Genomic DNA, 22,502 nt, shown 5'->3' with positions numbered 1-22,502 from the left:
CGGAGACCCCTTTTCGGCGCGCGAAAGGAGAGCGGAACGCGGATAATACGTCCGGTATCCGCGGGGTTCAGTCCCGCGCGGAGACCTCGACGTTCTCCAGGACGCCCAGCGCGTCGGGCACCAGGACGGCGGCCGAGTAGTAGGCGCTGACGAGGTACGAGGTGACGGCCTTCTCGTCGATGCCCATGAAGCGCGCGTTGAGGCCGGGCTCGACCTCGTCCGGGATGCCGGTCCGGCGCAGGCCCACCACGCCCTGGTCGTCCTCGCCGGTGCGCATCGCGAGGATCGACGAGGTCTGCCCGTCGGTGACGGGGATCTTGCCGCAGGAGAGGATCGGCACCCCGCGCCAGGCCGGTACGTGGCTGCCGTCGACCTCGGCGCTGCCGAAGTACAGGCCCCGCTTGCTGCACTCCCGGCCCAGGGCGGCGATGGCCTTGGGGTGCGCGAAGAGGAACCGCGTGCTGCGCCGCATGCTCAGCAGCTCGTCCAGGTCGTCCGGGGTGGGCGGGCCGCTCCGGGTGGAGATCCGCTGCTTGAGGTCGGCGTTGTGCAGCAGCCCGAAGTCCGGGTTGTTGACCAGCTCCTTCTCCTGGCGCTCGCGCAACGCCTCGACGGTGAGCCGCAGTTGCTCCTCGACCTGGTTCATCGGCCCGTTGTAGAGGTCGGCGACCCGGGTGTGGATCCGCAGCACGGTCTGGGCGACGCTCAGCTCGTACTCGCGCGGGCTCAGCTCGTAGTCCACGAAGGTGCCCGGCAGCCCCGGCTCGCCCTCGTGCCCGGAGGCGAGCGCGATGTCGGCCTCGCCGCGCCGGTTGCTCGGCGGGCGGGGCGCCGCGGCGCGCTCCGCGAGGTGCGTACGCAGGCCCTCCGCGCGGCCCTCGACCTCCTCCAGCGCCTGCCGGGGCAGCGCGAGGACCGTGCAGGCGGTCGTGGCGCGCAGGGTGACGTCCCACCGGCCGCCGGGGCCGAGCAGCACCTCGGCACCGAGGTGGTCGCCGTCGGTGAGCACGCCGAGGACCGAGGGCTCGTCGTACCTGCCCGCCGCGACCTTCTCGGCCCTGCCGTGGACGAGCAGCACGACCTCGTCGGCCGGGCCGCCCGCCTCGACGACCGGCTCGCCGCGGGGGACCTCGCGCCGCACGAAGCGGTCGGCGAGCGCCGCCAGCACCTCCTCGTCGTCGAACGCGCGCAGCGGCGGGAGTTCCCGCAGCTCGGCGGGGATGACCCGCACCTGCGCTCCCGTGGTGACGAACTCGACGCGGCCGTCACCGAGCGTGTGGGTCAGCCGCCGGTTGACCCGGTACGTACCGCCGGGGACCTCCACCCAGGGCAGCACGCGCAGCAGCCACCGGGAGGAGATCCCCTGCATCTGGGGGACGGTCTTGGTCGTCGTGGCCAGGTTGCGCGCGGCGGCGGTCGTCAGGGCGGACGTGGTCGGATCCGGCGATGTGGTCATGGCGGAGGACACCCCTCTGAGGCTCTGGGTCTCTGAGATCAGGAGCCGAGGCTTCCCGTACGCCCCGTCGGCAGGCGGGTGTTCACCCCATCGAGTGCCACCTGTGGCACCGCCGGGGGACGGGCCGCGCCGGTGAGCGAATGCGCCCCCGGCGGCTCAGACCTCGGCCGTACCGTCCGGATCCAGGCCCACAGTGAGGGCCTTGCCCAACGACCCGACGACCGGCACCCGTTCCGCCCGCAGCACGTCCAGGGCGTGCAGCCCGCTCGCGTACAGCACGCACCGGACGCCGGTGGCCGCGGCGGCCCGCGCGTCGTCCACGCTGTCGCCGACGAGCAGCACCTCGCCGGGGCCGCGCGCCAGGGCTCGCAGGTGCGCCGCGAGATGGTCCCGCTTGTATCCGGCGTCGGGGCCCCGCTGCCCGTCCACGCGCACCAGGTGCGGGCGGAGCGCGAACCGGTCGATCAGCGTGCCGAGCACGTCGTGCGGGTGCATCGAGAGGACGGACTGCGTGAGTCCCGCCCGCGCCGCCTCCGCCAGCGCCGCGCGCGCGTCCGGCGCGAGGCCCAGAGCGGGCCGTCGGCGCCCGTACGACTCGTGGAACGCGGCGTGCAGCCGCGCGCGCCGGTCCTCGGGGACGGGGCGGCCCAGCAGCCGGTCGTAGAACGCGTCGATGGGCTGGGTGTGCAGCGCCCGGTACCGCTCGGCGGTCAGCGGTGGCAGCCCCTCGCGCGCGAACGCCTCGATGGTGGAGGCGATCAGCGCGTCCGCGTCGTCGAACAGGGTGCCGTTCCAGTCCCACACGACGTGGGTGATCCCGTCGCGGGTCACGTGCCCTCCCGCCAGGAGCCGAGGTAGTCGCGCTGGCGCGGACCGAGGGTGTCGAGGGTGATGCCGTACGCGGTGAGCTTCGCGGACGCGACCTCGTCCTCGATCTCCCCTGGCACGGAGTGGACGCCGGGTGCGAGGTCGGCGGCGTGCCGGGCGAGATGGCGGACGGCCAGGGCCTGCGTCGCGAACGTCATGTCCATCACCTCGGCCGGGTGCGCCTCCGCCGCGGCCTGGCCCAGCAGCCGCCCCTCCGCGAGCAGCAGGACGCGGTGCCCCTCCGGCAGCGTGTACTCGACGCAGTGCGGACGTACGTAACGCCGCCCGGTGGCCACCGCGGTGAGCCCGTCGACGTCGATCTCCAGGTCGAAGTGGCCCGAGTTGCCGATGACGGCGCCGTCCCGCATCCGGCGCATGTGGTCGACGGTGACCACGTCCCGGTTGCCGGTCGTCGTGATCACCACGTCGGCCAGCGGCGCCGCCTCGCGCATCGGCAGCACGCGCATCCCGTCGAGCTTCGCCTCCAGCGCCCGTACCGGCGAGATCTCGGTGACGACGACCTCGGCGCCCATCCCGCGCACCCGCGCCGCCACGCCGCGCCCGCACCAGCCGTACCCGGCGACGACCACGGTCGCCCCGGCCAGCAGCAGATTGGTGGCGCGCAGCAGGCCGTCGACGGTGTTCTGCCCGGTGCCGTAGCGGTTGTCGAACAGGTGCTTGGTGAGCGCGTCGTTGGTGGGCAGCACCGGGTAGCGCAGCGCGTCGTCGGCGGCCATGTTCCGCATCCGCACCACCCCGGTCGAGGTGATCTCGGTGCCGCCGACGATGTCCGGCAGCAGCTCGGGGCGCCGCTCGTGGACCGTCGCGGTCAGGTCCGCGCCGTCGTCCACGACGAGCGTCGGGCCGATGCCGAGCGCACCGGCCATCTGCCGGTAGTACGTGTCGCGGTCGCAGCCGTGGACCGCGAACACCTCGGCGCCGAGGTCCCGTTGGATCGCGGCGGCCACGTCGTCCTTCGTGGAGAGCGGGTTCGAGGCGCAGAGCGCGACCTGGGCGCCCCCGGCGACCAGCGCGCGGCACAGGTTGGCGGTCTCGGTCGTCACATGCAGGCACGCGGCGACGCGCGCACCCGTCAGCGGCTTCTCCTCGGCCCAGCGCTCGGCCAGCGCACGCAGTACGGGCATCCTGCGGTACGCGAAGTCGACCTTACGGGCGCCCTCTTCGGCGAGTCCGGGATCGCGCAGCAACGGCATGGGGTTCCTCTCCCTCGGACGTACGGAACGGATGGACGCCCCCGAGTCCACCGCCCCGACGCGCCCCGCCCCAGGGCGGAAACCCGGCACTCGCCCGTCACCCGGCACGCACCCGGCACCCGTCACCCGTCACCCGGCACCCGGCACCCGCGTGTGTGCGGGGCCCGTGGTTAGGCTGCGGGCATGCCGTCTCCGTCTCCCTCCGCGCTCGCGCGGCGCCGCCGCAGCCGCGGGCACACGCAGGAGTCGCTCGCGGAGCGGCTCGGGGCCGATGTCTCCAGCGTCGCCCGCTGGGAGCGGGGGCTCGCGCTGCCCTCGCCCGGCTTCCGGCGCGCGCTCGCCGCCGAACTCGGCCTGGGACTCGACGCGCTCGACACGCTGCTGCGCCCGTCCTCGCCCGAGGCACACCCGGCACCGGCGTTCGACGGACCGCCGCCGGAACTGATCAAGGACATCTGGGGAGCCGGGGAGCGTGCCGCGCTCGCCGCGCAGCTCGGCGCCGCGCCCCCGCACACGGTGGCGGGCGAGCACGCCGTGCGCGTCGCGCACCAGTGGCTGATCACCCCGCCGCCGCCCGCCTCCTCGCACCGCGCGGAGGGCCGCCCGCGCCGCCTCGGCGCGGCCGAACTGGACGGGCTGCGGGCGCGGCTGCGTTATCTGCACGAGGCCGACGACACCGTGGCGGGCGGCGACCTCTACCCGGCGATCCGCGACGAACTCGCCCGTACGGCGGACCTGTTGCGCACCACCAGCCACAGCGGGGCCGTGGGGCGCGGGCTGCTGCGCGTCCTCGCCGAGATGTGCCAGCTCGCGGGCTGGTCGGCCGCCGACGCGGGGGACGCGCGCCGGGGCGAGCACCACCATCTGTACGGCATCCAGGCGGCACACGCCGCCGACGACCCGGTCCTCGCCGCGCAGCTGGTCTCCAGCCTCGGCTATCACCTCGCCGAGCACGGCAGGGCCCGCGACGCCGTCACCGTCACCCGCTCCGCGCTCGCCCGCCTGGACGCGCTCGGCACCGGCACTCCGGCCGTACGGGCGCTGCTGCATGCCCGTGCCGCGTGGGCGTACGCCGTCGCGGGGCGGTCCGCGCGTGCCGACGAGGAGTGCGGCCGGGCGCAGGAGGCCTACGCGCGCAGGCGTACGGACGACCCGGACCCGGAGTGGGCGTACTGGCTGACCGACGACGAGATGGAGATCGTCGTCGGCCGACTCGACATCGCCCTCGGCCGCCCGTGCCGAGGCCGGGAGCGGTTGCGGGAGGCGCTGCGCGGCTGCGATCCGCGCCGGGTGCGTGAGACGGTGCTCTACACCGTGTGGCTGGCGCAGAGCCATCTGCGTCGGCACGAGCACGCCCCGGCCGCCGCGCTGGCCCGGAGCGCCCGGGGCCTCAGCGCGACGATCCGCTCCGCCTACAGCGAGCGTGCCGTCCGCGACCTCGACCGGTCCCTGGCCGCCGCCTGACCGTGGCGGGAAGGGGGCGGGAAGGCACAGGTCCCCGCGCTGGTTGAATGCCGTGTGATCAGCGAACGGGAGAAACGGGAGCGCGGATCCGGCACGGGCATGCCCGGCGCCGAGTGGGAGGAGCACAGGCCCGCCGTCTTCGGCGTGGCCTACCGGCTGCTGGGCAGCGTGGCCGACGCCGAGGACGTGGTGCAGGACGTCTGGCTGCGCACCACGCGCGCCCGGCTGGAGGACGTCGCCGACCCGAGGGCCTGGCTGGTGACGGTCGCGGCCCGGCGGGCGTACGACATCCTCAGGTCGGCGCGCGTGCGCCGCGAGACGTACGTCGGCCCGTGGCTGCCCGAGCCGCTGCTGACGGGGCCGGACGCGGCGGAGCCGGTGCTCGTCGACGAGTCCGTCGGCACGGCGATGATGCTGGTGATGGAGGAGCTGTCGCCGCCGGAGCGTGTCGCGTTCGTGCTGCGGGACGTGTTCGGGCTGGCGCCCCCGAGGATCGCGGAGGTCCTGGACCGCTCGCCCGCCGCCGTCCGGCAGCTCGCCACCCGGGCCCGGCGCCGGATCGCGGCCGCGCGCGAGACCGACTCGGAATCCGACGCCGGGGTCGCGGCGTCGCGTGCCGAGCGCGAGCGCGTGCTGCGCGCCTTCCGCGCCGCGTACGAGGCGGGGGACCTGGAGGGGCTGGTGCGGCTGCTGGACCCCGAGGCGGTGTACGTCACGGACGGCGGCGGCGAGGTGTTCGCGGCGCGCAAGCCCATCGTCGGCGGTCGGCGCGTCGCCGAGGTCGTGCTGCGCGTCGGCGGCAGGGCGGGAGTGTCGGTCGTCGAGCTGGTCGAGGTCGGCGGCGAGCCCGCGCTGCTGTACCGCCGGGCGGCCGACGGAGTGCGCGGCGAGGGCCCCGTGCACGCCGTGGACACCGTGCGGGTCAGCGGCGGCCGGATCGTCTCGTACTGGCGCCAGCTCAACCCGGGCAAACTCGCCCACATCTGATCCGCCCGAGGCCGTCACGCGGAGGGGTGCCGCCTCGTCTCCCTGGTGAGCACATCAGCGAACGACCGAGGAGACACGCATCATGGCAAGGATGGATCTCGGCACGGCGGCCCCGGAACCGTACAAGGCGTTCCGCCAGGCCGACGGGGCGATCCGCACCGGACCGCTCGACGCGAAGCTGCGCGAGCTGGTGAAGATCCGGGCCTCGCAGCTCAACGGCTGCGTGTACTGCGTCGACATGCACACGCGCGAGGCCCGGAGCCTGGGCGAGCGCCAGGACAGGCTGGACCAGCTGCCGGTGTGGGAGGAGTCGGAGCTGTTCGACGTGAAGGAGCGGGCGGCCCTCGCCTACACGGACGCGGTCACCCGCGGCCCCCAGGTGCCCGACCCGCTCTGGGACGAGCTGTGCGCCCAGGTCCCCGACGAGTCGGAGCGGGGCCACCTGGTGGTCCAGGTCTCGCTCATCAACGCCCTCAACCGCTTCGGCGTCCCCCTGGAAATGAGGCCGGCCCGGACCGCCGACTAAGGCGTTCGCGGCGGATCATGGCTGCCCTCTTCTCAGGGCTGGGCAGGGGTTGTTCCTTGCCGTGCATCGCAGACTGCGGCCGTCGCTGTGGCTGAGCGCGCAGTTCCCCGCGCCCCTTGGGGACGTTCTCGGAACGCCCCGTCAGGGGGCGCCCCGCAGGGGCGCGGGGAACTGCGCGACAAGCCACGACGCGGCCGCAGCCTGCGATGCACGGCAAGAGGCAGCCCCTGCCCAGTAGCCACAGCAGAGGGCAGTCAAGATCCGCCGGGCACGGACCGGCTGCCCGGCCAACTCCCTTACGGGACAGGGACTTTCAGCCAACGTCACGTCCCTCACCCCCGTGTCTTCCGGGGCGGCGGTGACCGCAATATGCTCCTGCGCCTGCGGGGCTTACTCACGGTAAGCCGGAGGAGTGGGGGAGGGGCACGATGGGTCGGGGAACTGGCGCGGGTCCGGACAGACGGACGGTCGTGACGGGGGCCGGAGTGGTCGCGGCCGGGGCGGTGGTGGGCGGCGTGGCCACCTCCGCCACCGCCGCGCCGGAGGGCGCGCGGGGAGGGCGGGGCGCGCGGGGCCCGGGCAAGGCGGCGACCTCCGTGGCCGTGCTCGGCGGCGGCGTCGCCGGGCTCACCGCCGCGCACGAACTGGCGGAGCGCGGCTTCGCCGTGACCGTCTACGAGCGCCGGGCGCTGGGCGGCAAGGCCCGCAGCATGGACGTACCGGACAGCGCGAAGGGCGCGCGCAAGCCGCTGCCCGGCGAGCACGGCTTCCGGTTCATCCCGGGCATCTACCACAACCTGCCGGACACGATGCGGCGCATCCCCTTCCCCGGCAACGCGAAGGGCGTCTTCGACAACCTCGTCGCGCCCCGCGAGATGATGTTCGCCCGTACGGGCCGCGAGGACCTGCGCTTCCCCGTGCCGTGGCTGGGGGACGGGGGAGGGGAGCCGCCGGAGCTGACGCCGGACGAGATCCGGCGGATGCTCACCGCGCTCCTGGACACGGCGCTGAACCTGCCCGCGCACGAGACGGCGTACTTCGTCGGCCGGGCCCTGGTCTTCCTCACGAGCTGCGACGAGCGGCGCGACAAGACGTGGGAGGAGACGCCCTGGTGGGAGTTCGTCCGCGCGGAGAAGATGTCGGAGGACTACCAGCGGATCCTCGCCATCGGCGTCACCCGCAACATCGTGGCCACCAAGGCCGAGGAGGCCAGCACCCGCACGGTCGGCACGCTCGGTGAGGCGTTCGTCTTCAACGCGATGGGCCTCGGCGCCGACGGTCCGCCCGACCGTATCCTCAACGCGCCGACGAACGAGGCGTGGATCGACCCCTGGGTGGACCACCTGAAGTCGCTCGGCGTGGACTTCCGCGTCGGCTGGGAGGTCGAGGGCGTCCCGTACGCCGACGGGAAGGTGCCGCACGTCGCGGTCAAGGACCCCGACGGCAAGCGGCAGAACATCACCGCCGACCACTACGTCTGCGCCCTGCCCGTCGAGCGCGCCCGGAAGCTGTGGAGCCGCGAGCTGCGCGCCGCCGACCCGCAGCTCGCCCGCTGCGACGAGCTGCGCACCGACTGGATGACCGGCATCCAGTTCTATCTGACCGAGCGGACGCCCATCCTGCACGGCCACCTGAACTGCATCGACTCGCCCTGGTCGCTCACCGCCATCGCGCAGGCCACCCACTGGCCGGCCCGCGACTTCCCCGCCGACTACGGCGACGGGAAGGCCGCCGACTGCCTCTCGGTGGACATCTCCGAGTGGGACAAGCCCGGTGTCCTCTACGGGAAGACCGCGAAGGAGTGCACCCGCGAGCAGGTCGCCAAGGAGGTCTGGGCCCAGCTCAAGGCCGCGCTCAACGACACCGGCAAGACCGTCCTCAAGGACAGCGCCCTGCACTCCTGGTTCCTCGACCCGGGCGTCGACGGCATCGGCACGCCCCACCCCACCAACGAGGACGAGCTGCTGATCCACCCCGTCGGCACCTTCCACAAGCGGCCCGACGCCGAGACCCGCGTGCCCAACTTCTACCTCGCGGGCGACTACGTCTCCGTGGACATCGACCTGGCCACCATGGAGGGCGCCAACGCCTCGGCACGCGCCGCGGTCAACGCGCTGCTGGAGCACGCGGGCTCGGACGCGGAACGCTGCACGGTCGAGCCGCTCTTCCGCGCCCCGGCGGTCGAGGCGCTCAAGCGGCACGACCGTACGCGCTACCGGCTCGGCCTCCCGAACCTCTTCGACCTGGGCTGACGCCCGCCACACGTCGACAGATCGATTCCACGCCTTCGAGTGAGCCCGGGGTCACGGACGTATCGCCGCCCGCGCGACGGGCAGAAACGGAGCGCTTGATCACGAACGACGATCACGAACGACCCTGAGAGAAGGGACCCTCCATGAGGCTCCGCACCACCGTGGGCACCGGACTCGGCGCCGTCGCGCTTGCCCTGGCCCTGGCGGCCCCGGCCGCCGCGGCGACGGGCACGTTCAGCTACCTCTACGAGTCGCACATGGGCCCGCAGATCGGAGTCCTGGAGGACCCGCCCAGCCGCGAGTGCCTGACCCTGCCCGAGGCCGCCGACCCGATCGATCAGCCCCCGGCGCACACCCCGCGGAACCGTACGGACGCGACCGCGGCGGTCTTCTCGGGCCCCGACTGCACGGGCGCCCACTTCAGCATGCGTCCCTTCACGGGCTACGGCACGGAGCGGCTGAAGGTCAGGTCGGTGGTGTTCTCCTGACGGGCCCCGTCTGAGCGCTCGTCGAAGAAGGGGGTCCGGGACGGCACCCTGGGGCGGCTCTCCGCGGCATGCGCCGCGGCGGGCCGCCCCGCGCGCGTACGGGCCGCGGGCTCGTCGTCGCCCATGATCAGCATCGGGTCGAACATCACGACCACGCCCGCGATGATCAGGAAGCTCAGCGGGCCGATCAGCATCGGCAGCATCTCCACGGCGGGCGAGCCGCCGACCGAGCGCGGCCCGGCGATCTCGTCCACGCGCACGCTGACCGCCGCCATGCCGGTGTAGTGCATGCCCGTCACGGCCACGCCCATCACGACGCTCGCGCCCAGGCTGGCGAGGAAGCCGCGGATCGAGACGGCCGCCCAGAGCGCGGCGGTCGCGGCGCCGATGGCGATGACGACCGACAGCGCGACGACGAGCGGGTCGTACTCGACCTGTCCGTCGATCCGCATCGCGGCCATGCCGAGGTAGTGCATGGCGGCGACCCCGAGCCCGGTCAGCACGCCCGCGCTGAGCAGGACGGCGGGGGCGGTGCCCCGGTAGCCGACCATGAAGACGCCGACGGCGACCACCACGACGGCCACGACGAGGCTGAGGATGGTCAGGGGCGCGTCGTAGCTGATGGAGACCTGCTGCACCTGGAAGCCGAGCATGGCGATGAAGTGCATCGTCCAGATCCCGCAGCCGATGGACGCGGCGCCCAGCGCCAGCCACCCGGGTTTCCACGAGCGGTCGGTGCGCAGCGAGCGCACCGTGCAGCGCAGCCCGAGCGCGGCGCCCAGGCACGCCATGATGTAACCGGCCACGGGGGTGACCAGGCCGTAGTGGAAACCGTCGATCGTGCCTTGCATGCGTGAAGACCCTTAAATGATCACTCAGTGGGGGGTGGGGTGGAGATGCCGCGAGGGCAAGGGCCACTCTAACGGCGAATTCCAGCCAACTTTTCACGGCGGTGGGCTGTGCTCCGGCAAAGCGGCGGCGCCGGTGCGACGCCCCTGGTGCCGCGCGCGCCCAACGAGCTGTCGGCCGAACGGTTTTGCGGACGTCGCCGGTTCGGCGGCGGAGGCCACCGACCCCCATCATGGGCTCCGTGAACCTCGTGCTGACGATCTTCGCCCTCGTCCTCGCCCTCTCCCTGGCCGTCCTCGTCGTCACCTGGTGCACGGTCCTCGCTGCCCTGCGCGAGGGCCTCGCCGACGAGGACGAGCCGCACGGCGACAGTGGCCGGGACGGAGGCGAGCGCGCCGAGGCGATGGCCGGATCCGGACGGTATACGTCCGGGAGGTGAGGGCACTCGGGGCCGCGCGTCCGATGAGGGCGCCGTTTCCGGTGGCCTGGGGCGAGCGCGCTCTCCCTCACCTCCTCCCGTCCCGGGCCACCCCCTCCGGCCCATCCGGCGGAGCTGTCACCGGTTTCTCTTGCACTCGGCGTGTTCGCGCGCCTTCTTGGCGCACGGACAGTGCATATATCCGCTCCGGCGGGGATAGTTGGGGAACGGGTCACGGGGTCGCCCGCGCGTTGCCCCGTGATGTCCGACCGCCGCCGGATGGCTCGGCGACGGTCGGACCCGGCCCGGGGCGCTGCAAGGCCCCCCCCTCGCGCCCCAGGGCCGCCCCGATCCCTTCCCTCCGAGGCGTGGGAGAAGGGCTGGGCCGAGGCGCTCGATCGTCACGGGGTGGAGCGCGCCCGGCTTCGGGGTGTCAGGAATGCGCCCGCGACGGCAACACGCCATCCACGAGCACCTGTTCGCCGGGGACCGGGGCGAACCGCTGTAACCCGCAGTGTATGTACGACTTCGCTGTGCTGCAATATGGATGCCCGGTCACCAGATCTTCACGGGGCCCCCGCAACTCGTGGTTCCGGATCCGCCGCCGCCCGTACGCTGCGTGCGTGACGTCCGTGACCTCCTCCGCATCCGCACCCTCCCCCGTCTGGCGCCTGATCCCCGGTGCCCCTGCCGCCGGGCGCGGTGCCGCCTCCCGGGAGGCGACGGCCGCCGCGTGCGTCGCCGCCGTGGCGGGCTTCGCGCTGGACGCCGGGGTGGAGGAGCTGACGCTGGACAACCCGATGGCGGAGGGGTTCTTCTCCTTCTCCACGCGCGGCGCCTGGCGCGGGCACGGGCTCGCCGGGCTCTTCCCGGCCGACCTGTCCGGCTACCACGACGGGGCGCGCGTCCCGCTGGCCACGGGTCTCGGGCTCGTCCGGGCCATGGTGCTGCGCGAGGGCGCCTGGTGCCGACTGCGCGGCGCGGGCGGGTTCTTCGCGCACGTGGGGGATCGGGCCGAGATCCACGTCGGCGCCGACCGCCCGCTGGACGGGGCCGCGGCACGGGCCCGCGCGCTGGGGCTGCGCGCCGAGGAGGCCGTGCGCTCGCCGTACGACCCGGAGTCCGACACGACCGACGTACGGCCGCCGGCCGACGACGCGTTCTGGGCCCGCGTGCGCCGACTCGTCGCGGAGCGCGGCGCGGTGCTGCTGGAGGAGCAGCACGTCGGACACGGCAGGCGCTGGCACCGGCTGACCGGCGCGGAGGGGGCCGAGGGCGCCGAGGGGGTGGACGCGGCGCGTGCCGGGCTGGCGCCGCGCGCCAGGCTGGCGGTCTGGCCGGATCCGAGCGACGACATCCAGGCCGTACGGGCGGCCGTCCGCCGCACCGGGCCGCCCGAGCGCCTCGAACTGCTCGTCCAGTGCGACGCGGACGGGACCTTCCGTGCGGCGCGCGTCGCCGAGCCGTGGATGGGCGACGAGCGCGCCCACGCCCAGATCCCGGAGGGACCCGGCCGCCGCGCGGGGCTGGTGCCGCTGGCCGACCCCGCGCGGCACGCGCTGCTCACCGGGGTGCTGCCGGACGCCGACGGCGTCGTACGGGCGCGCTGGCGCCGCGACCGTACGCCCGCCGACGAACGGCGGGAGCTGCTGGCCTCGTTGCGGCCCGGGGACGTCGTCACCGGGACCGTCGTGAGCGGGCTCGACGACGTCGGGGTCCATGTCGACCTGGACCGGCCGCGCGGCGAGGGGCTCGGGTTCCTGCGCGTCCCGGAGATGTCGTGGGAGCGCTTCGAGTCCGTGGACGACGTCGCCCCGGTCGGGCGCGGGATCCGCGCCGAGGTGCTGCACGTCGACTGGTCGGGGGAGCGCGTGGGGCTGTCCGTCAAGGCGCTGCTGCCCGATCCGTGGCGCCCGTTCCGCGCGGCGTACGGGCCGGCGACGCCGTGGACGGCACGGTCGTCGCGGCGGTGCCCATGGGCACCTTCGTCCGCCTCGCGCCCGGCGTCGAGGGGCTGCTCCCCGGCGAACGGCTCACGCCCGGCGACACGGTCCGCGTCACCGTCGCCGAACTCGACGAGGAGCGCCGCCGGATCGCCCTCACCTCGGCAGGGCCGTCCTCCCCGCCCGTCAGCCCTGTGCGGTGGGCCGGACGACGACCTCGCTGAGGTCGACACCGGCGGGCTGCTCGATCGCGAAGCCGATCGCGGAGGCGACGGCCGAGGGCGGCATGGCGATCTCGTCGCGCTGCCGGGCCAGCGCCTCCGCCGCCTCGGGGCTCCCGCCCTTGCCCACGCCGTCGGTGTCGGTGAACCCGGGGGAGACGAGCGTGACGCGCAGATCGGGCCCCGACTCCTGCCGCAGCCCCTCGGTCAGCACCTTCACGGCCGCCTTGGTGGCCGCGTAGACGCCCTGCGGGGACTTGGTGACGTAGGCCGCCGTCGAGGCGACGTTGACGAAGTGTCCCGAGCGCTGTTCCCGGAAGACGGGCAGCGCCGCGCCGATGCCGTTGAGCAGGCCGGTGACGTGCGTGGCCACCATCGCGTCCCAGTCGTCCTGGCGCAGCTCGTCGAAGGGTGACACGGCCATCGTGCCCGCGTTGGAGACCAGGACGTCGAGTCGGCCGAAGTGGTCGAGGGCCGTGTCCGTGAGGCGCCGCATGTCCTCGCGGCGCGTCACGTCGGTGACGGCCCCGACGGCGGTGCCGCCCCGCGCGGTGATCCCCTCCACCACCTCGCCCAGCAGGTCCTCCCGCCGGGCGCCGAGCACGAGCCGCGCGCCCTGCCCGGCGAGGTGCGTCGCCGTCGCCGCGCCGATGCCGCTGCTGGCACCGGTGATCGCGACGACCTTGCCTTCGATTCCTGACATGGGTGGGGCGCTCCTTACGGAGGAATGTGCGCAGGTCAGACCGCGGCCTGGGCATGACCTACAGTGGAAGTGGGGACGTCCCCACTTGTTCGAGGTTAAGTGGGGGCGCCCCCACTTGGCAACTCCGAAGATCGCAGCGCGAGGAAGTGGCGGCAGCCGATGACCCAGGACGCACCCGACGCACCCGACGCACTCGACGCGCCCGACGCGCGGCGCCCGCTGCGCGCCGACGCGCGGCGCAACCGGGACAAGATCCTCACGGCCGCCGCGCGGGTGTTCGCCGAGGAGGGGCTGGACGCCCATCTGGAGCGCATCGCCAAGGTGGCGGGCGTGGGCAGCGCGACCCTGTACCGCAACTTCCCCACCCGCGAGGCGCTGATCGAGGCGGCCTACCGCAACGAGGTGGCGCGGCTGTGCGACGCCGTCCCCGAACTCCTCGCGGCGCAGCCGCCGTACGAGGCGCTGCGCGCCTGGACCCGCCTCTTCCTGGACTACGTCTCGGCGAAACTCGGCATGGCCGACGCGCTGCGCGCCCTCGCCGCCGCGGGCGAGAACCCGTACGGGCGGAGCCGGGACATGATCCAGGACGCCGTGACGGCGCTGATGGACGCGTGCGTGGCCGACGGGGCGATCCGCGCCGACATCGGCCCGGCCGACCTGAGCGCCGCCCTCGCGGGCATCGCCCTCACCTCGGCCCGCCCCGACCAGCGCGAACAGGCCGAACGCCTCCTCGACCTCACCCTGGACGGCCTGACCGTCCGCCGCTGAGGCGGGCTACGGCGCGGTGCCGGGCTCCGTCTCGCGGCGGGCCCCGGTCAGGATCGCGTCCAGGAGGCCGGGGTAGAGGGTGTCGAGGTCGGTGCGGCGGAGGCAGTTGATCTTGGCGGTGCCTCGGTAGCACTGCTTGATCACACCTGCCTCGCGCAGCACGCGGAAGTGGTGGGTGACCGTCGAGGGGGAGACCGGCAGGTCGACCTGGGAGCAGCTGGCGCCGCGGCCCTCGCCCTCGCCGTGCGGGTCCAGGGCCGTCGCGATGCGCAGCCGCATGGGGTCGGAGAGCGCGTGGAGCACGGTGGCGAGGCGGATCTCCTCCCGTGCGGGGTGCGGGAGTTCGCGGGCTGCGGTCGTCGTCGGCACGCTGCCATCGTACGACAGGCGTCATAGTTTGACAGCTGCCGTAGTACGGTCGTTATCGTAATAAGCGAATCCAGGACCCTGGCAAGACGGGAGAGTGTCGTGAGCGCACTGTTCGAGCCGCTGACTCTGCGGTCGGTGACCGTGCCCAACCGTGTGTGGATGGCGCCGATGTGCCAGTACAGCGCGGCCCCCGAGGGGCCCGAGCAGGGCGTGCCCACCGACTGGCACCTGGCGCACCTCGGCTCGCGCGCGGTCGGCGGCGTCGGGCTCGCGCTCTTCGAGGCGACGGCGGTGCGCCCCGACGGCCGCATCAGCCCGTACGACCTGGGGCTGTGGAACGACCGCCAGCAGGAGGCGTTCGCCCGGATCAACCACTTCCTCTCCCAGTGGGGCACCGTCCCCGGGATCCAGATCGCGCACGCCGGGCGCAAGGCGTCCACCGAGCGCACCTGGGTACGGCGCGGAGCGCCCCTCGCGCCCGGCGAGGAGCACGGCTGGCAGCCGGTCGGGCCCAGCCCGGTCGCGTTCAGCGAGGCGTCCACGGTGCCGGACGAGCTGACGCCCGAGCAGATACGGGAACTGGTCGGGCAGTTCGCCGAAACCGCGCGGCGGGCGCACGCCGCCGGCTTCAAGACCGTCGAGATCCACGGCGCCCACGGCTATCTGATCAACGAGTTCCTCTCGCCGTTCAGCAACCGCCGCACCGACGAGTACGGCGGCTCCTTCGAGGGTCGCAGCCGCTTCGCGCTGGAGGTCGTGGACGCGGTCCGCGCCGTATGGCCCGACGAACTCCCGCTGCTCTTCCGGATCTCCGCGACCGACTGGCTCAGTGAGAACGCCGAGGACGGCCGCGAGGGCTGGACCGGCGACGACACCGTCCGGCTCGCCAAGGAGCTGCACGCGCGCGGCGTCGACCTGCTCGACACCTCCACGGGCGGCAACGCGCCCGACGCCCGTATCTCCCCGGCCCCCGGCTTCCAGGTCCCCTTCGCCGAGCGCGTCAAGAAGGAGACGGACCTGCCCGTCGGCGCCGTCGGGCTCATCACCGAGCCCCGCCAGGCCGAGGAGATCATCGCCTCCGGCCAGGCCGACGCCGTGCTCCTCGGCCGCGAGCTGCTGCGCCGCCCGTACTGGCCCAACGAGGCCGCGCGCGAACTGGGCGCCGAGCCGCGCTGGCCGGAGCCGTACCACCGGGCGGTCTGAGCCGTCCGGCCGATCCGTCAGTGCGGGCGGCGCGCGACGAAGACGAACTCCCTTCCCGGGCGGTCCGCCGCGTCGCGCACCTCCCGCACCTCGTAGCCGCACGCGGCGAGGTCGTCCTCGATCTCCGTACGGGCGCGGAAGCGCAGCGTCGACTCCTCCGTCAGCCTCTCCTCCGGCGTCGCGCCGTCCTCCGCGCACACGTACGTCCAGCGGAACGTCACCAGCGGCCCCGCGACCTCCACCAGATCGACCCAGCTCTCGACGGAGCCGAGTCCCGGGACGTCGGTCACGCCGTACGACTCCGCGCGGTTCCACCCCTCCCAGGCGCGCCGGGCGGGGTCGCGGCTCTCGAAGACCAGGTGCCCGCCCGGCCGCAGCGCGCGGTACGCGCCGCGCAGCGTGGCGTACCAGGCGGGCCCTTCGGTGATCTCCTGCGCGACGTTCGCCGTCATCGTCGCGAGATCGGCCCGCAGCGGCGGAAGCGCCGTCGCGTCCCCGTGGATCCAGCGCACGCGCCCGGCACCCGGCTTGGCCCGCGCCACGTCGAGCGAGGCCCGCGCGGGCTCCACGCCCACCACTTCGGCCCCGCGCGCCGCCAGCAGCAGCGCGAACACGCCCGTCCCGCAGCCGATGTCCAGCACGCGCCGCGCCCCGAGCTCCTCCACCACGCCGACGTATGCGTCCAGGTCGCTCCGGTCGCGGTTCAGCGCGTCGTAGAGCGCGGCGGTCCCGGAGTTCCCGGACATCTCCTCTGCCATGCCGCAGACGATAGCCACCCCTGAGGCGGACGGTCCGAACTCGCCTGCTTGAGGCGGGATTTACGGGGCACTCGCGAGCGGCGGACGGACCGCTCGTGGAGGAGGGACACGATGAACTGGCGGCGGCGCGCGGCGTGCGTACGGGAGGACCCGGATCTCTTCTTCCCGGTGGGGTCGTCCGGGCCCGGCGCGCTCCAGACCGAGCGCGCGAAGGCGGTCTGCCGTACCTGCCCCGTGACCGAGGAGTGCCTGGAGTGGGCCCTGAGCATGGGCGAGTCGTCCGGGGTGTGGGGCGGTACGGGCGAGAATGAGCGCCGGGAGCTGGCCGTACGCGCGTTGCGCCGAGTCGCACGTCCTTGTTAACGTCCTGCGCGACATCTCACCGTAGGGCCCAGCCGCCCTCGCCGATCAGCCTCCTCGCGCCCCAAGGCGCCGGGAAGGTGGGAGTCACACCGGATTCTGACAAGGGTGTGCGGCGATGGCTGCGTTGCGGTGTGCGGAGACGGCTCTGGAAGCCGTCGGTCTGGTCAAGAACTACTCGGCGGGCAGGAACAAACCGCCCGTCACGGCGCTGCGGGGACTGAGCTTCTCCGCCGCGCCGGGAACCGTCTTCGGGCTCCTCGGCCCGAACGGCGCGGGCAAGTCCACCACGGTGAAGATCCTCTCCACCCTCTCGTCCCCCGACGCGGGCACCGCCCGGGTCGCGGGCTTCGACGTGGCCACGGAGCCGGACCGGGTACGGCGGGCCCTCGGCTACGTCGCCCAGAAGCCCGGCACGGACCCGACGGCGACCGCGCGGGAGAACCTGCTGCTCGCGGGCCGCCTGCACGGGATGCCGCGCCGCGAGGCGGCGGCGCGGGCCCGCGAACTCGTCGACAGGTTCGGCCTCGCCGACGCGGCGGACCGCCCCGTACGCACGTACTCCGGCGGCATGGCCCGCAAGCTGGACGTCGCCCTCGGGCTGACGCACCGGCCGCCCGTGCTCTTCCTCGACGAGCCGACGACGGGGCTCGACCCGCAGGCGCGGAGCGAGATGCGGCGGGAGATCTCCGGGCTGGCGGCGGACGAGCGGATGACGGTGCTGCTCACCACGCACTACCTCGACGAGGCCGACCGCCTCGCCGACCGGCTCGCGATCGTCGACCACGGCACGGTCGTCGCCGAGGGCACGCCGGACGAGCTGAAGAGCGCGCTGCGCGGGGACGCGGTGCACGTGGAGATCGCCGCCGGAGCGCGCGCCGCCGACGCCCGCGCCGTGCTCGAACGGGTGCCGGGGCTACGGGAGATCACCGTGGACGGGACGGCGGTCCGGGGCCGTACGGACGACGGGGCGCGGGCCCTGCCGCCCGTCCTCGCCGCGCTCGACGCGGCGGGCGTCCCCGTCGCCTCCGCGACGCTCGCCCGCCCCTCGCTCGACGACGTGTACCTGCGGCACACCGGGCACACCATGGAGGCGGCGAAGTGACGACGACCACGCACACGACCGTGCACACGACCGGACGCTCGACCGGGCTCGCGACCGGGCTCGCCCACACCCTGCTCCTCACCGGGCGCCTCCAGCGCGGGCTGTGGCGGATGCCGACCTTCCTCGTCATCGGGCTCGTCCAGCCGGTGATCTGGCTGCTGCTGTTCGGGCAGCTCTTCCGGGCGGTCGCCGAGCTGCCCGGATTCGCGCGCGGGGACGGCGGGTTCCTGGAGTTCCTCACGCCGGGCGTGGTGATGATGACCGCGCTGTTCGCGAGCGCGTGGGCCGGGACGACGTACCTCCAGGACATCGAACGCGGCGTGATGGACCGCCTGCTGGCCTCTCCCGCCGGGCGCGGCGCCATGATGGCCGCGACCATGGCGCACCAGGCGCTGCAGACCGTCGTCCAGAGCCTGGTCGTGGTGGCCCTCGCGCTGCTCGCGGGGGCACGCTTCGGGGACGGTGCCACGGGCGGCGTCGCGGGCGTCGGCGTCATGGTCCTGGCCGCGACGCTGCTGACGCTGATCTTCTCCGCGCTCTCCAACGCCGTGGCCCTGCTGACCCGTCAGCAGGCGACGCTGATCGCGATCTCCCAGTTCACCACCCTGCCGCTGATGTTCCTCAGCTCGGCCGTGATGGACCTCCACCTCGCGCCGGGCTGGGTCCGGGGCATCGCCGCGTACAACCCGGTGGAGTGGGCGGTCGCCGCCGCGCGCGAGGCCACCCGTGCCCACCCGGACCGGACCGACATCGCCACCGGCCTGGCGCTCCTCGCCACGACGGCGCTCGCCATGGCCCTCCTCTCCACCCGCGCCTTCCGCGCGTACCGGAGAGCTGCCTAGGGCGCGTCCCAAGAACCGCGCAGAACGGTCAGATGGGGAGCCATTCTTTGACGAGGGGCTCGTTGTCGCCTATCCAGCTCTCCACCGTGGCGGTCTTGTGCTCCGCGCCTCCGGCGTCCTGGATCGCGGCCTCCAGGCCCTGCAGCTGATCCGGCGTCACCCGGAAGTTCCGCAGCCATTCCAGGGCCTCGTTGTCGCCTCGGTCGTGGAACTTCCGGGAGACGAGCGTGTGGAGCTTGTCGGGGTCGCCGAAGGCGTCGGCCGGGTCGTCCAGGTAGCGGATGTCGTACTTGGAGAACGCCCAGTGGGGGCGCCACATGGCCACCAGGATGGGGCGCTCCGCGGAGTAGGCGGCGTCCAGCGCCCGCAGCATCGTGCCGGTGTCCTTGGCCTTCTGGCGGTACTTGCCGCGCAGTCCGTACTCCGGGATCACCGACTTGTCGACGGTCCTGGTCTGGCCCGCGGTCGGCTCTATGCCGACGATCGTCCCGTCGAAGAGGTCGGCGTGCTCCCGCAGGTCGACCAGGGACTCGACCTCGTCCACGTAGTCGGGCACGGCCAGGCCCAGGTCGCCGGGCTCGTACCAGGGGCCGAGGTCCACCAGGGAGCCGCCGTACCGCGCCCATTGCTCGGTGTGGACGCTCGGCAGCCAGGCGTCCATGAAGACGTCGAGCCGACTGTCGGCCACCCCGCGGAACAGCTCGGGGACGGCGCCCTTCCGTACGGCTTCGACCCGGTAGCCCTTGGACTCCAGCAGCTGCTTCCACAGCTCGGTGACCGCGATGTCCTCGTCCCAGTCGACATAGCCGATGGTGATGGTTCCCCGGTCCTTCTTCGCCGCGGCCTTCGCCCGGCCCGGCTCCGCGCCGGTACCGCAGGCGGCCAGGGCGGCGGGCGCCAGCGCTCCCGCGCCCAGGACCCCCAGGAACTTTCGTCGATCCAACGCCTGTGCGCTGAACGCGCGTGCGCTGCCTCCCCCGGTGGACATCCCGGCAGCCTAGTGCATTCGAAATGGGCGCACTAGTGTTCCCAGCGGTGCTGCCCGGGGGGAGGTTCGCGGGCAGCTGTCGAACGGCGAGGAAGAGGACCGGTGTGGTGACGCCGACGAAGACGGGGGGCGCGTCCGGGCCGGATGCGTCTGTGCACGTGTCCGCACCGACGGGGGCGGCCGTACGGGCCGTTCCGGGAGGGCGGCGGGGGAGAGCGCGGGTGGTGGCCTCGGCGGTGCTGGGGATCGTCGGGACGGGCTCCCCACCGGCCCGGTTGCGGCTGGCGGGGCTGGTCATGACGCTGGTGACGGTGCTCTTCGGGGCGGTTCTGGCCGTATCGGTGCACGAGCGCCAGACGGCGGCCAGGAACCTGGCGGAGCAGTCCGCGCCGCTGAGCGCGGACGCGGCGGAGATATACCGGTCGCTGGCGGACGCGGACGCCACGGCGGCGGCGGGCTTCCTGCGGGGCGTCAAGGCATCCCACGCGGACCGCGTCTCCTACGAGGCGAACATCCGTACCGCCTCCCGGCTGCTCACCAAGGCGTCGGCCCGTACCGGGGAGTCCTTCGCCGCCCAGCGGCAGATAGCGATCCTGAACAAGGAACTGCCCGACTACAACGGCCTGGTGGAGGCGGCACGCTCCGCGAACAGGGAGAACAAGCCGGTCGGCAACTCCTACATGCGGTACGCCTCGGAGCAGATGCGCTCCACCATGCTCCCGGCGGCCGAGGACATGTACCACGCGGAGACCCGGCGGATGGCCGCGATCCGCGCCGACACCGCCGAGCCGCCCTGGGCGACCTACGGCGCCGGGCTGCTCGCCCTGGCGGTGATCGGCTTCTACTCCTACCGGCTCTACCTGGCCACCAACCGGCTGCTCAACCTGGGCCTGGTGGCGGCGGCCGCCGCGGTGCTCGTCTCCCTGGTCTGGCTGACGGTGAGTCACACCACGACCCGCTCCTCGCTGGAGGACTCCGAAGCCCGCGGCTCGGCCTCGGTGCAGGTGCTGACCCAGGCCCGGATCGCGGGCCTGAAGGCCCGCGGGAACGAGAACATGGCTCTGGTCGCGCGCGGGGAGGGGGCCGCCCATTCCCGGGAGTTCGACTACTGGGCGGGCGCGATGGACGACAAGGACAAGGGGCAGCGGCTGATGCAGCGCTCCGAGCAGCAGGCCGAGGACAAGATCGGGCGGCGGCTGGTGGTGGATGCCTGGGCGGAGCTGAAGGACTGGAAGAAGCAGCATGTCCAGGCCCGGAAGCAGGACGACCGGGGTGACTACGAGGCCGCCGTGGCCCGCACCATCGGCGGCAAGGCCGACGGCAAGACCGTCAGCGACACCACCGAGCGCAGCTTCGCCGCCATGGACCGCAAGCTGGCCGCCGCGGTCGCCCACGAGTGGAAGCAGTTCCAGGACCGGGCCGAGAACGGGCGCGGCGCGCTCACCGGACTGCCCGTCGGCGGCTCGGTGCTGTGTCTGCTGGGCGTGGCCGGTGTGGTCCTGGGCGTCGGCAAGCGGCTGTCGGAGTACCAGTGACCACCGGGGACGGGGACGGGGACCGGGACGGGGGCGGCGGCGGGGGCCGTGGCCGGATGAGGGAGAGGACGGCAGTGGGGAACATGGGTGCAGGATCCGGCGGTCCGGCGCGGGGCGCCGCGCCGCGGCGCGACCGGCGCCGCGTGGCCGGGGGGTGGGCCACGGTGTGGCTGGCCGCCGTCGCGCTGGTGACGGTGCCCACGGTCAGCGGCGCCGCACCGCATCAGGCGCCGACTTCGACAGCGCGGTCCGCGACGCAGGCGGGCGTGCCGGAGCAGGCCCCGCAGAACTCGGCGTCCGCCGGGGGGAACTGCGACACCAAGGTGAGTCCGGACCCGAAGAGCGGCAGCAAGAACGGAGCCGCCGTCAAGAAGATCAAGGACCGGGGCAAACTGATCGCCGGGGTGGCGCAGAACAGCAACCTGTGGAGCCACCGCAATGCCAAGGGTGAGCTGGCGGGCTTCGACATCGACCTGGTCAAGCAGCTGGCCGACGCCCTGCTCGGCGACCGCGACGCGGTGGAGCTGCGCACCGTCCCGGTCGACCGCCGCCAACAGGCCGTGGACGAGGGCGAGGTGGATGTGCTGGTGCAGGCCGTGCCGATCACCTGCCGGGCGCTCAAGGGCACCCCGGAGGAACCGCCGGTGGACTTCTCCAGCCCCTACTTCGAGACCGGACAGCAGGTGCTGGTTCCCGAACACTCCGACATCACGGGCTTCAACCGCACCCTGAAGGGCAAGACGGTGTGCACCGCCTACGGCTCCAGCGGCTACGAGCTGCTGAGTGACGAGGGCCAGAAGAAGTACGGCGCGTGGATGCGGGGGCGGCCCAACGCCCTGGACTGCCTGATGCTGCTGCAGCTCTCCCGCGTGGATGCCGTCCTGACCGACAGCGGGACCGCCGCGGGCCTGGCTTCCCAGGAGGACGGCACTCGGCTGGCCGGGCCGCAGATCGGCAAGGACTCCTACGGCGTCGCCGTGAAGGACGGCGCCGACGACCTGCTGCGGGTGATCAACGGCACCCTGGAGAAGGCCGGCAAGAGCGCCTGGCAGAAGAGCTACGACCGGTGGCTGAAGGACTGGCTGGGCCCGGCCGAGCCCCCGGAACCGCAGTACGGCTGAGGCCCGCCCCCCGGGGAACGCTCCGGCGGCGTACCGGTGGGCCCGCGCGGCCGTGGAGTCCACCG

22 protein-coding genes and 1 pseudogene are annotated in these 22,502 nt (G+C 73.6%); 15 read left to right on the top strand and 8 right to left on the bottom strand.

Features of this window, described 5'->3' with window-relative positions; all coding sequences use genetic code 11:
* Positions 1 to 67: 67 nt before the first annotated feature.
* From ACGF3A_RS24500 to ahcY, 3 genes are all read right to left on the bottom strand, one after another.
* The gene (locus ACGF3A_RS24500) at positions 68 to 1,456 is read right to left on the bottom strand and encodes a family 2B encapsulin nanocompartment shell protein (RefSeq protein WP_393732407.1); all 1,389 of its coding nucleotides are present in this window, start codon (positions 1,454 to 1,456) and stop codon (positions 68 to 70) included.
* 156 nt (positions 1,457 to 1,612) lie between these two features.
* Entirely contained in the window at positions 1,613 to 2,287 is a 675-nt protein-coding gene (locus ACGF3A_RS24495) for an HAD family hydrolase (protein ID WP_393732406.1), read from the bottom strand.
* Positions 2,284 to 3,537 carry an adenosylhomocysteinase gene (gene ahcY / locus ACGF3A_RS24490; protein WP_393732405.1) on the bottom strand — a complete coding sequence of 418 codons (1,254 nt, stop codon included), beginning with the start codon at positions 3,535 to 3,537 and terminating at the stop codon, positions 2,284 to 2,286. Before ahcY ends, ACGF3A_RS24495 begins: the two co-directional genes overlap by 4 nt.
* Positions 3,538 to 3,720: 183 nt before the next feature.
* Between ahcY and ACGF3A_RS24485 the strand changes: the two genes are divergently transcribed.
* From ACGF3A_RS24485 to ACGF3A_RS24465, 5 genes are all read left to right on the top strand, one after another.
* Entirely contained in the window at positions 3,721 to 5,001 is a 1,281-nt protein-coding gene (locus ACGF3A_RS24485) for a multiprotein-bridging factor 1 family protein (protein WP_393732404.1), read from the top strand.
* A 99-nt stretch (positions 5,002 to 5,100) separates the two neighbouring features.
* The gene (gene sigJ, locus ACGF3A_RS24480) at positions 5,101 to 5,988 is read left to right on the top strand and encodes an RNA polymerase sigma factor SigJ (protein WP_393732653.1); all 888 of its coding nucleotides are present in this window, start codon (positions 5,101 to 5,103) and stop codon (positions 5,986 to 5,988) included.
* An 82-nt stretch (positions 5,989 to 6,070) separates the two neighbouring features.
* Positions 6,071 to 6,514 carry a carboxymuconolactone decarboxylase family protein gene (locus tag ACGF3A_RS24475; protein ID WP_393732403.1) on the top strand — a complete coding sequence of 148 codons (444 nt, stop codon included), beginning with the start codon at positions 6,071 to 6,073 and terminating at the stop codon, positions 6,512 to 6,514.
* 428 nt (positions 6,515 to 6,942) lie between these two features.
* The gene (locus ACGF3A_RS24470; RefSeq protein WP_393732402.1) at positions 6,943 to 8,766 is read left to right on the top strand and encodes an FAD-dependent oxidoreductase; all 1,824 of its coding nucleotides are present in this window, start codon (positions 6,943 to 6,945) and stop codon (positions 8,764 to 8,766) included.
* A 143-nt stretch (positions 8,767 to 8,909) separates the two neighbouring features.
* Positions 8,910 to 9,254: a hypothetical protein gene (locus tag ACGF3A_RS24465; RefSeq protein ID WP_393732401.1), complete on the top strand. Its 345-nt coding sequence runs from the start codon at positions 8,910 to 8,912 to the stop codon at positions 9,252 to 9,254.
* On the opposite strand, the gene ACGF3A_RS24460 is transcribed toward ACGF3A_RS24465, so the two are convergent.
* Positions 9,209 to 10,105 (bottom strand): MHYT domain-containing protein, encoded by an 897-nt coding sequence (locus tag ACGF3A_RS24460; RefSeq protein WP_393732400.1) that lies wholly within the window; start codon positions 10,103 to 10,105, stop codon positions 9,209 to 9,211. The two genes, ACGF3A_RS24465 and ACGF3A_RS24460, sit on opposite strands and share 46 nt — an antisense overlap.
* A 239-nt stretch (positions 10,106 to 10,344) precedes the next feature.
* Here ACGF3A_RS24460 and ACGF3A_RS24455 point away from each other — a divergent pair, with 239 nt between their 5' ends.
* From ACGF3A_RS24455 to ACGF3A_RS24445, 3 genes and pseudogenes are all read left to right on the top strand, one after another.
* The gene (locus ACGF3A_RS24455; RefSeq protein WP_393732399.1) at positions 10,345 to 10,542 is read left to right on the top strand and encodes a hypothetical protein; all 198 of its coding nucleotides are present in this window, start codon (positions 10,345 to 10,347) and stop codon (positions 10,540 to 10,542) included.
* 23 nt (positions 10,543 to 10,565) lie between these two features.
* Positions 10,566 to 12,350, top strand: a pseudogene (locus ACGF3A_RS24450) (hypothetical protein); the annotation flags it as partial.
* A 77-nt stretch (positions 12,351 to 12,427) separates the two neighbouring features.
* Complete coding sequence (locus tag ACGF3A_RS24445; protein WP_393732398.1) at positions 12,428 to 12,688, top strand: S1 RNA-binding domain-containing protein; 261 nt, start codon at positions 12,428 to 12,430, stop codon at positions 12,686 to 12,688.
* On the opposite strand, the gene ACGF3A_RS24440 is transcribed toward ACGF3A_RS24445, so the two are convergent.
* Positions 12,651 to 13,388 carry an SDR family oxidoreductase gene (locus tag ACGF3A_RS24440; RefSeq protein WP_393732397.1) on the bottom strand — a complete coding sequence of 246 codons (738 nt, stop codon included), beginning with the start codon at positions 13,386 to 13,388 and terminating at the stop codon, positions 12,651 to 12,653. The two genes, ACGF3A_RS24445 and ACGF3A_RS24440, sit on opposite strands and share 38 nt — an antisense overlap.
* A 159-nt stretch (positions 13,389 to 13,547) precedes the next feature.
* Between ACGF3A_RS24440 and ACGF3A_RS24435 the strand changes: the two genes are divergently transcribed.
* Complete coding sequence (locus ACGF3A_RS24435; protein ID WP_393732396.1) at positions 13,548 to 14,156, top strand: TetR/AcrR family transcriptional regulator; 609 nt, start codon at positions 13,548 to 13,550, stop codon at positions 14,154 to 14,156.
* Positions 14,157 to 14,162: 6 nt separating this feature from the next.
* Here ACGF3A_RS24435 and ACGF3A_RS24430 read toward each other — a convergent pair whose 3' ends face one another.
* Complete coding sequence (locus ACGF3A_RS24430; RefSeq protein WP_393732395.1) at positions 14,163 to 14,525, bottom strand: ArsR/SmtB family transcription factor; 363 nt, start codon at positions 14,523 to 14,525, stop codon at positions 14,163 to 14,165.
* 99 nt (positions 14,526 to 14,624) lie between these two features.
* Here ACGF3A_RS24430 and ACGF3A_RS24425 point away from each other — a divergent pair, with 99 nt between their 5' ends.
* A complete protein-coding gene (locus ACGF3A_RS24425) occupies positions 14,625 to 15,728 on the top strand; it encodes an NADH:flavin oxidoreductase/NADH oxidase (protein WP_393732394.1) in 1,104 nt (367 codons plus the stop codon).
* Positions 15,729 to 15,745: 17 nt separating this feature from the next.
* Here the strand turns inward: ACGF3A_RS24425 and ACGF3A_RS24420 are convergent, their stop codons facing one another.
* Positions 15,746 to 16,486, bottom strand: coding sequence for a class I SAM-dependent methyltransferase (locus tag ACGF3A_RS24420; protein ID WP_393732393.1), 741 nt, complete (start codon positions 16,484 to 16,486; stop codon positions 15,746 to 15,748).
* A gap of 111 nt (positions 16,487 to 16,597) precedes the next feature.
* Here ACGF3A_RS24420 and ACGF3A_RS24415 point away from each other — a divergent pair, with 111 nt between their 5' ends.
* From ACGF3A_RS24415 to ACGF3A_RS24405, 3 genes are all read left to right on the top strand, one after another.
* Positions 16,598 to 16,849, top strand: coding sequence for a WhiB family transcriptional regulator (locus ACGF3A_RS24415; protein WP_393732392.1), 252 nt, complete (start codon positions 16,598 to 16,600; stop codon positions 16,847 to 16,849).
* A 115-nt stretch (positions 16,850 to 16,964) separates the two neighbouring features.
* Positions 16,965 to 17,951: an ATP-binding cassette domain-containing protein gene (locus ACGF3A_RS24410; RefSeq protein ID WP_393732391.1), complete on the top strand. Its 987-nt coding sequence runs from the start codon at positions 16,965 to 16,967 to the stop codon at positions 17,949 to 17,951.
* Complete coding sequence (locus ACGF3A_RS24405) at positions 17,948 to 18,793, top strand: ABC transporter permease (RefSeq protein ID WP_393732390.1); 846 nt, start codon at positions 17,948 to 17,950, stop codon at positions 18,791 to 18,793. Before ACGF3A_RS24410 ends, ACGF3A_RS24405 begins: the two co-directional genes overlap by 4 nt.
* Before the next feature lie 28 nt (positions 18,794 to 18,821).
* On the opposite strand, the gene ACGF3A_RS24400 is transcribed toward ACGF3A_RS24405, so the two are convergent.
* On the bottom strand, positions 18,822 to 19,781 hold the full coding sequence (locus tag ACGF3A_RS24400) for a glycine betaine ABC transporter substrate-binding protein (protein WP_393732389.1): 960 nt from the start codon (positions 19,779 to 19,781) through the stop codon (positions 18,822 to 18,824).
* A gap of 158 nt (positions 19,782 to 19,939) precedes the next feature.
* On the opposite strand from ACGF3A_RS24400, the gene ACGF3A_RS24395 reads away from it, so the two are divergent.
* Positions 19,940 to 21,316: a hypothetical protein gene (locus tag ACGF3A_RS24395; protein WP_393732388.1), complete on the top strand. Its 1,377-nt coding sequence runs from the start codon at positions 19,940 to 19,942 to the stop codon at positions 21,314 to 21,316.
* Positions 21,317 to 21,399: 83 nt separating this feature from the next.
* Entirely contained in the window at positions 21,400 to 22,437 is a 1,038-nt protein-coding gene (locus ACGF3A_RS24390) for a transporter substrate-binding domain-containing protein (RefSeq protein WP_393732387.1), read from the top strand.
* Positions 22,438 to 22,502: the final 65 nt, after the last annotated feature.

It is taken from the genome of Streptomyces sp. NPDC048172 (assembly GCF_043202595.1).
Lineage (GTDB): Bacteria > Actinomycetota > Actinomycetes > Streptomycetales > Streptomycetaceae > Streptomyces.
The sequence above is the reverse complement of the archived record's forward strand: the minus strand, read 5'-3'. Positions and strand labels throughout refer to the sequence as shown.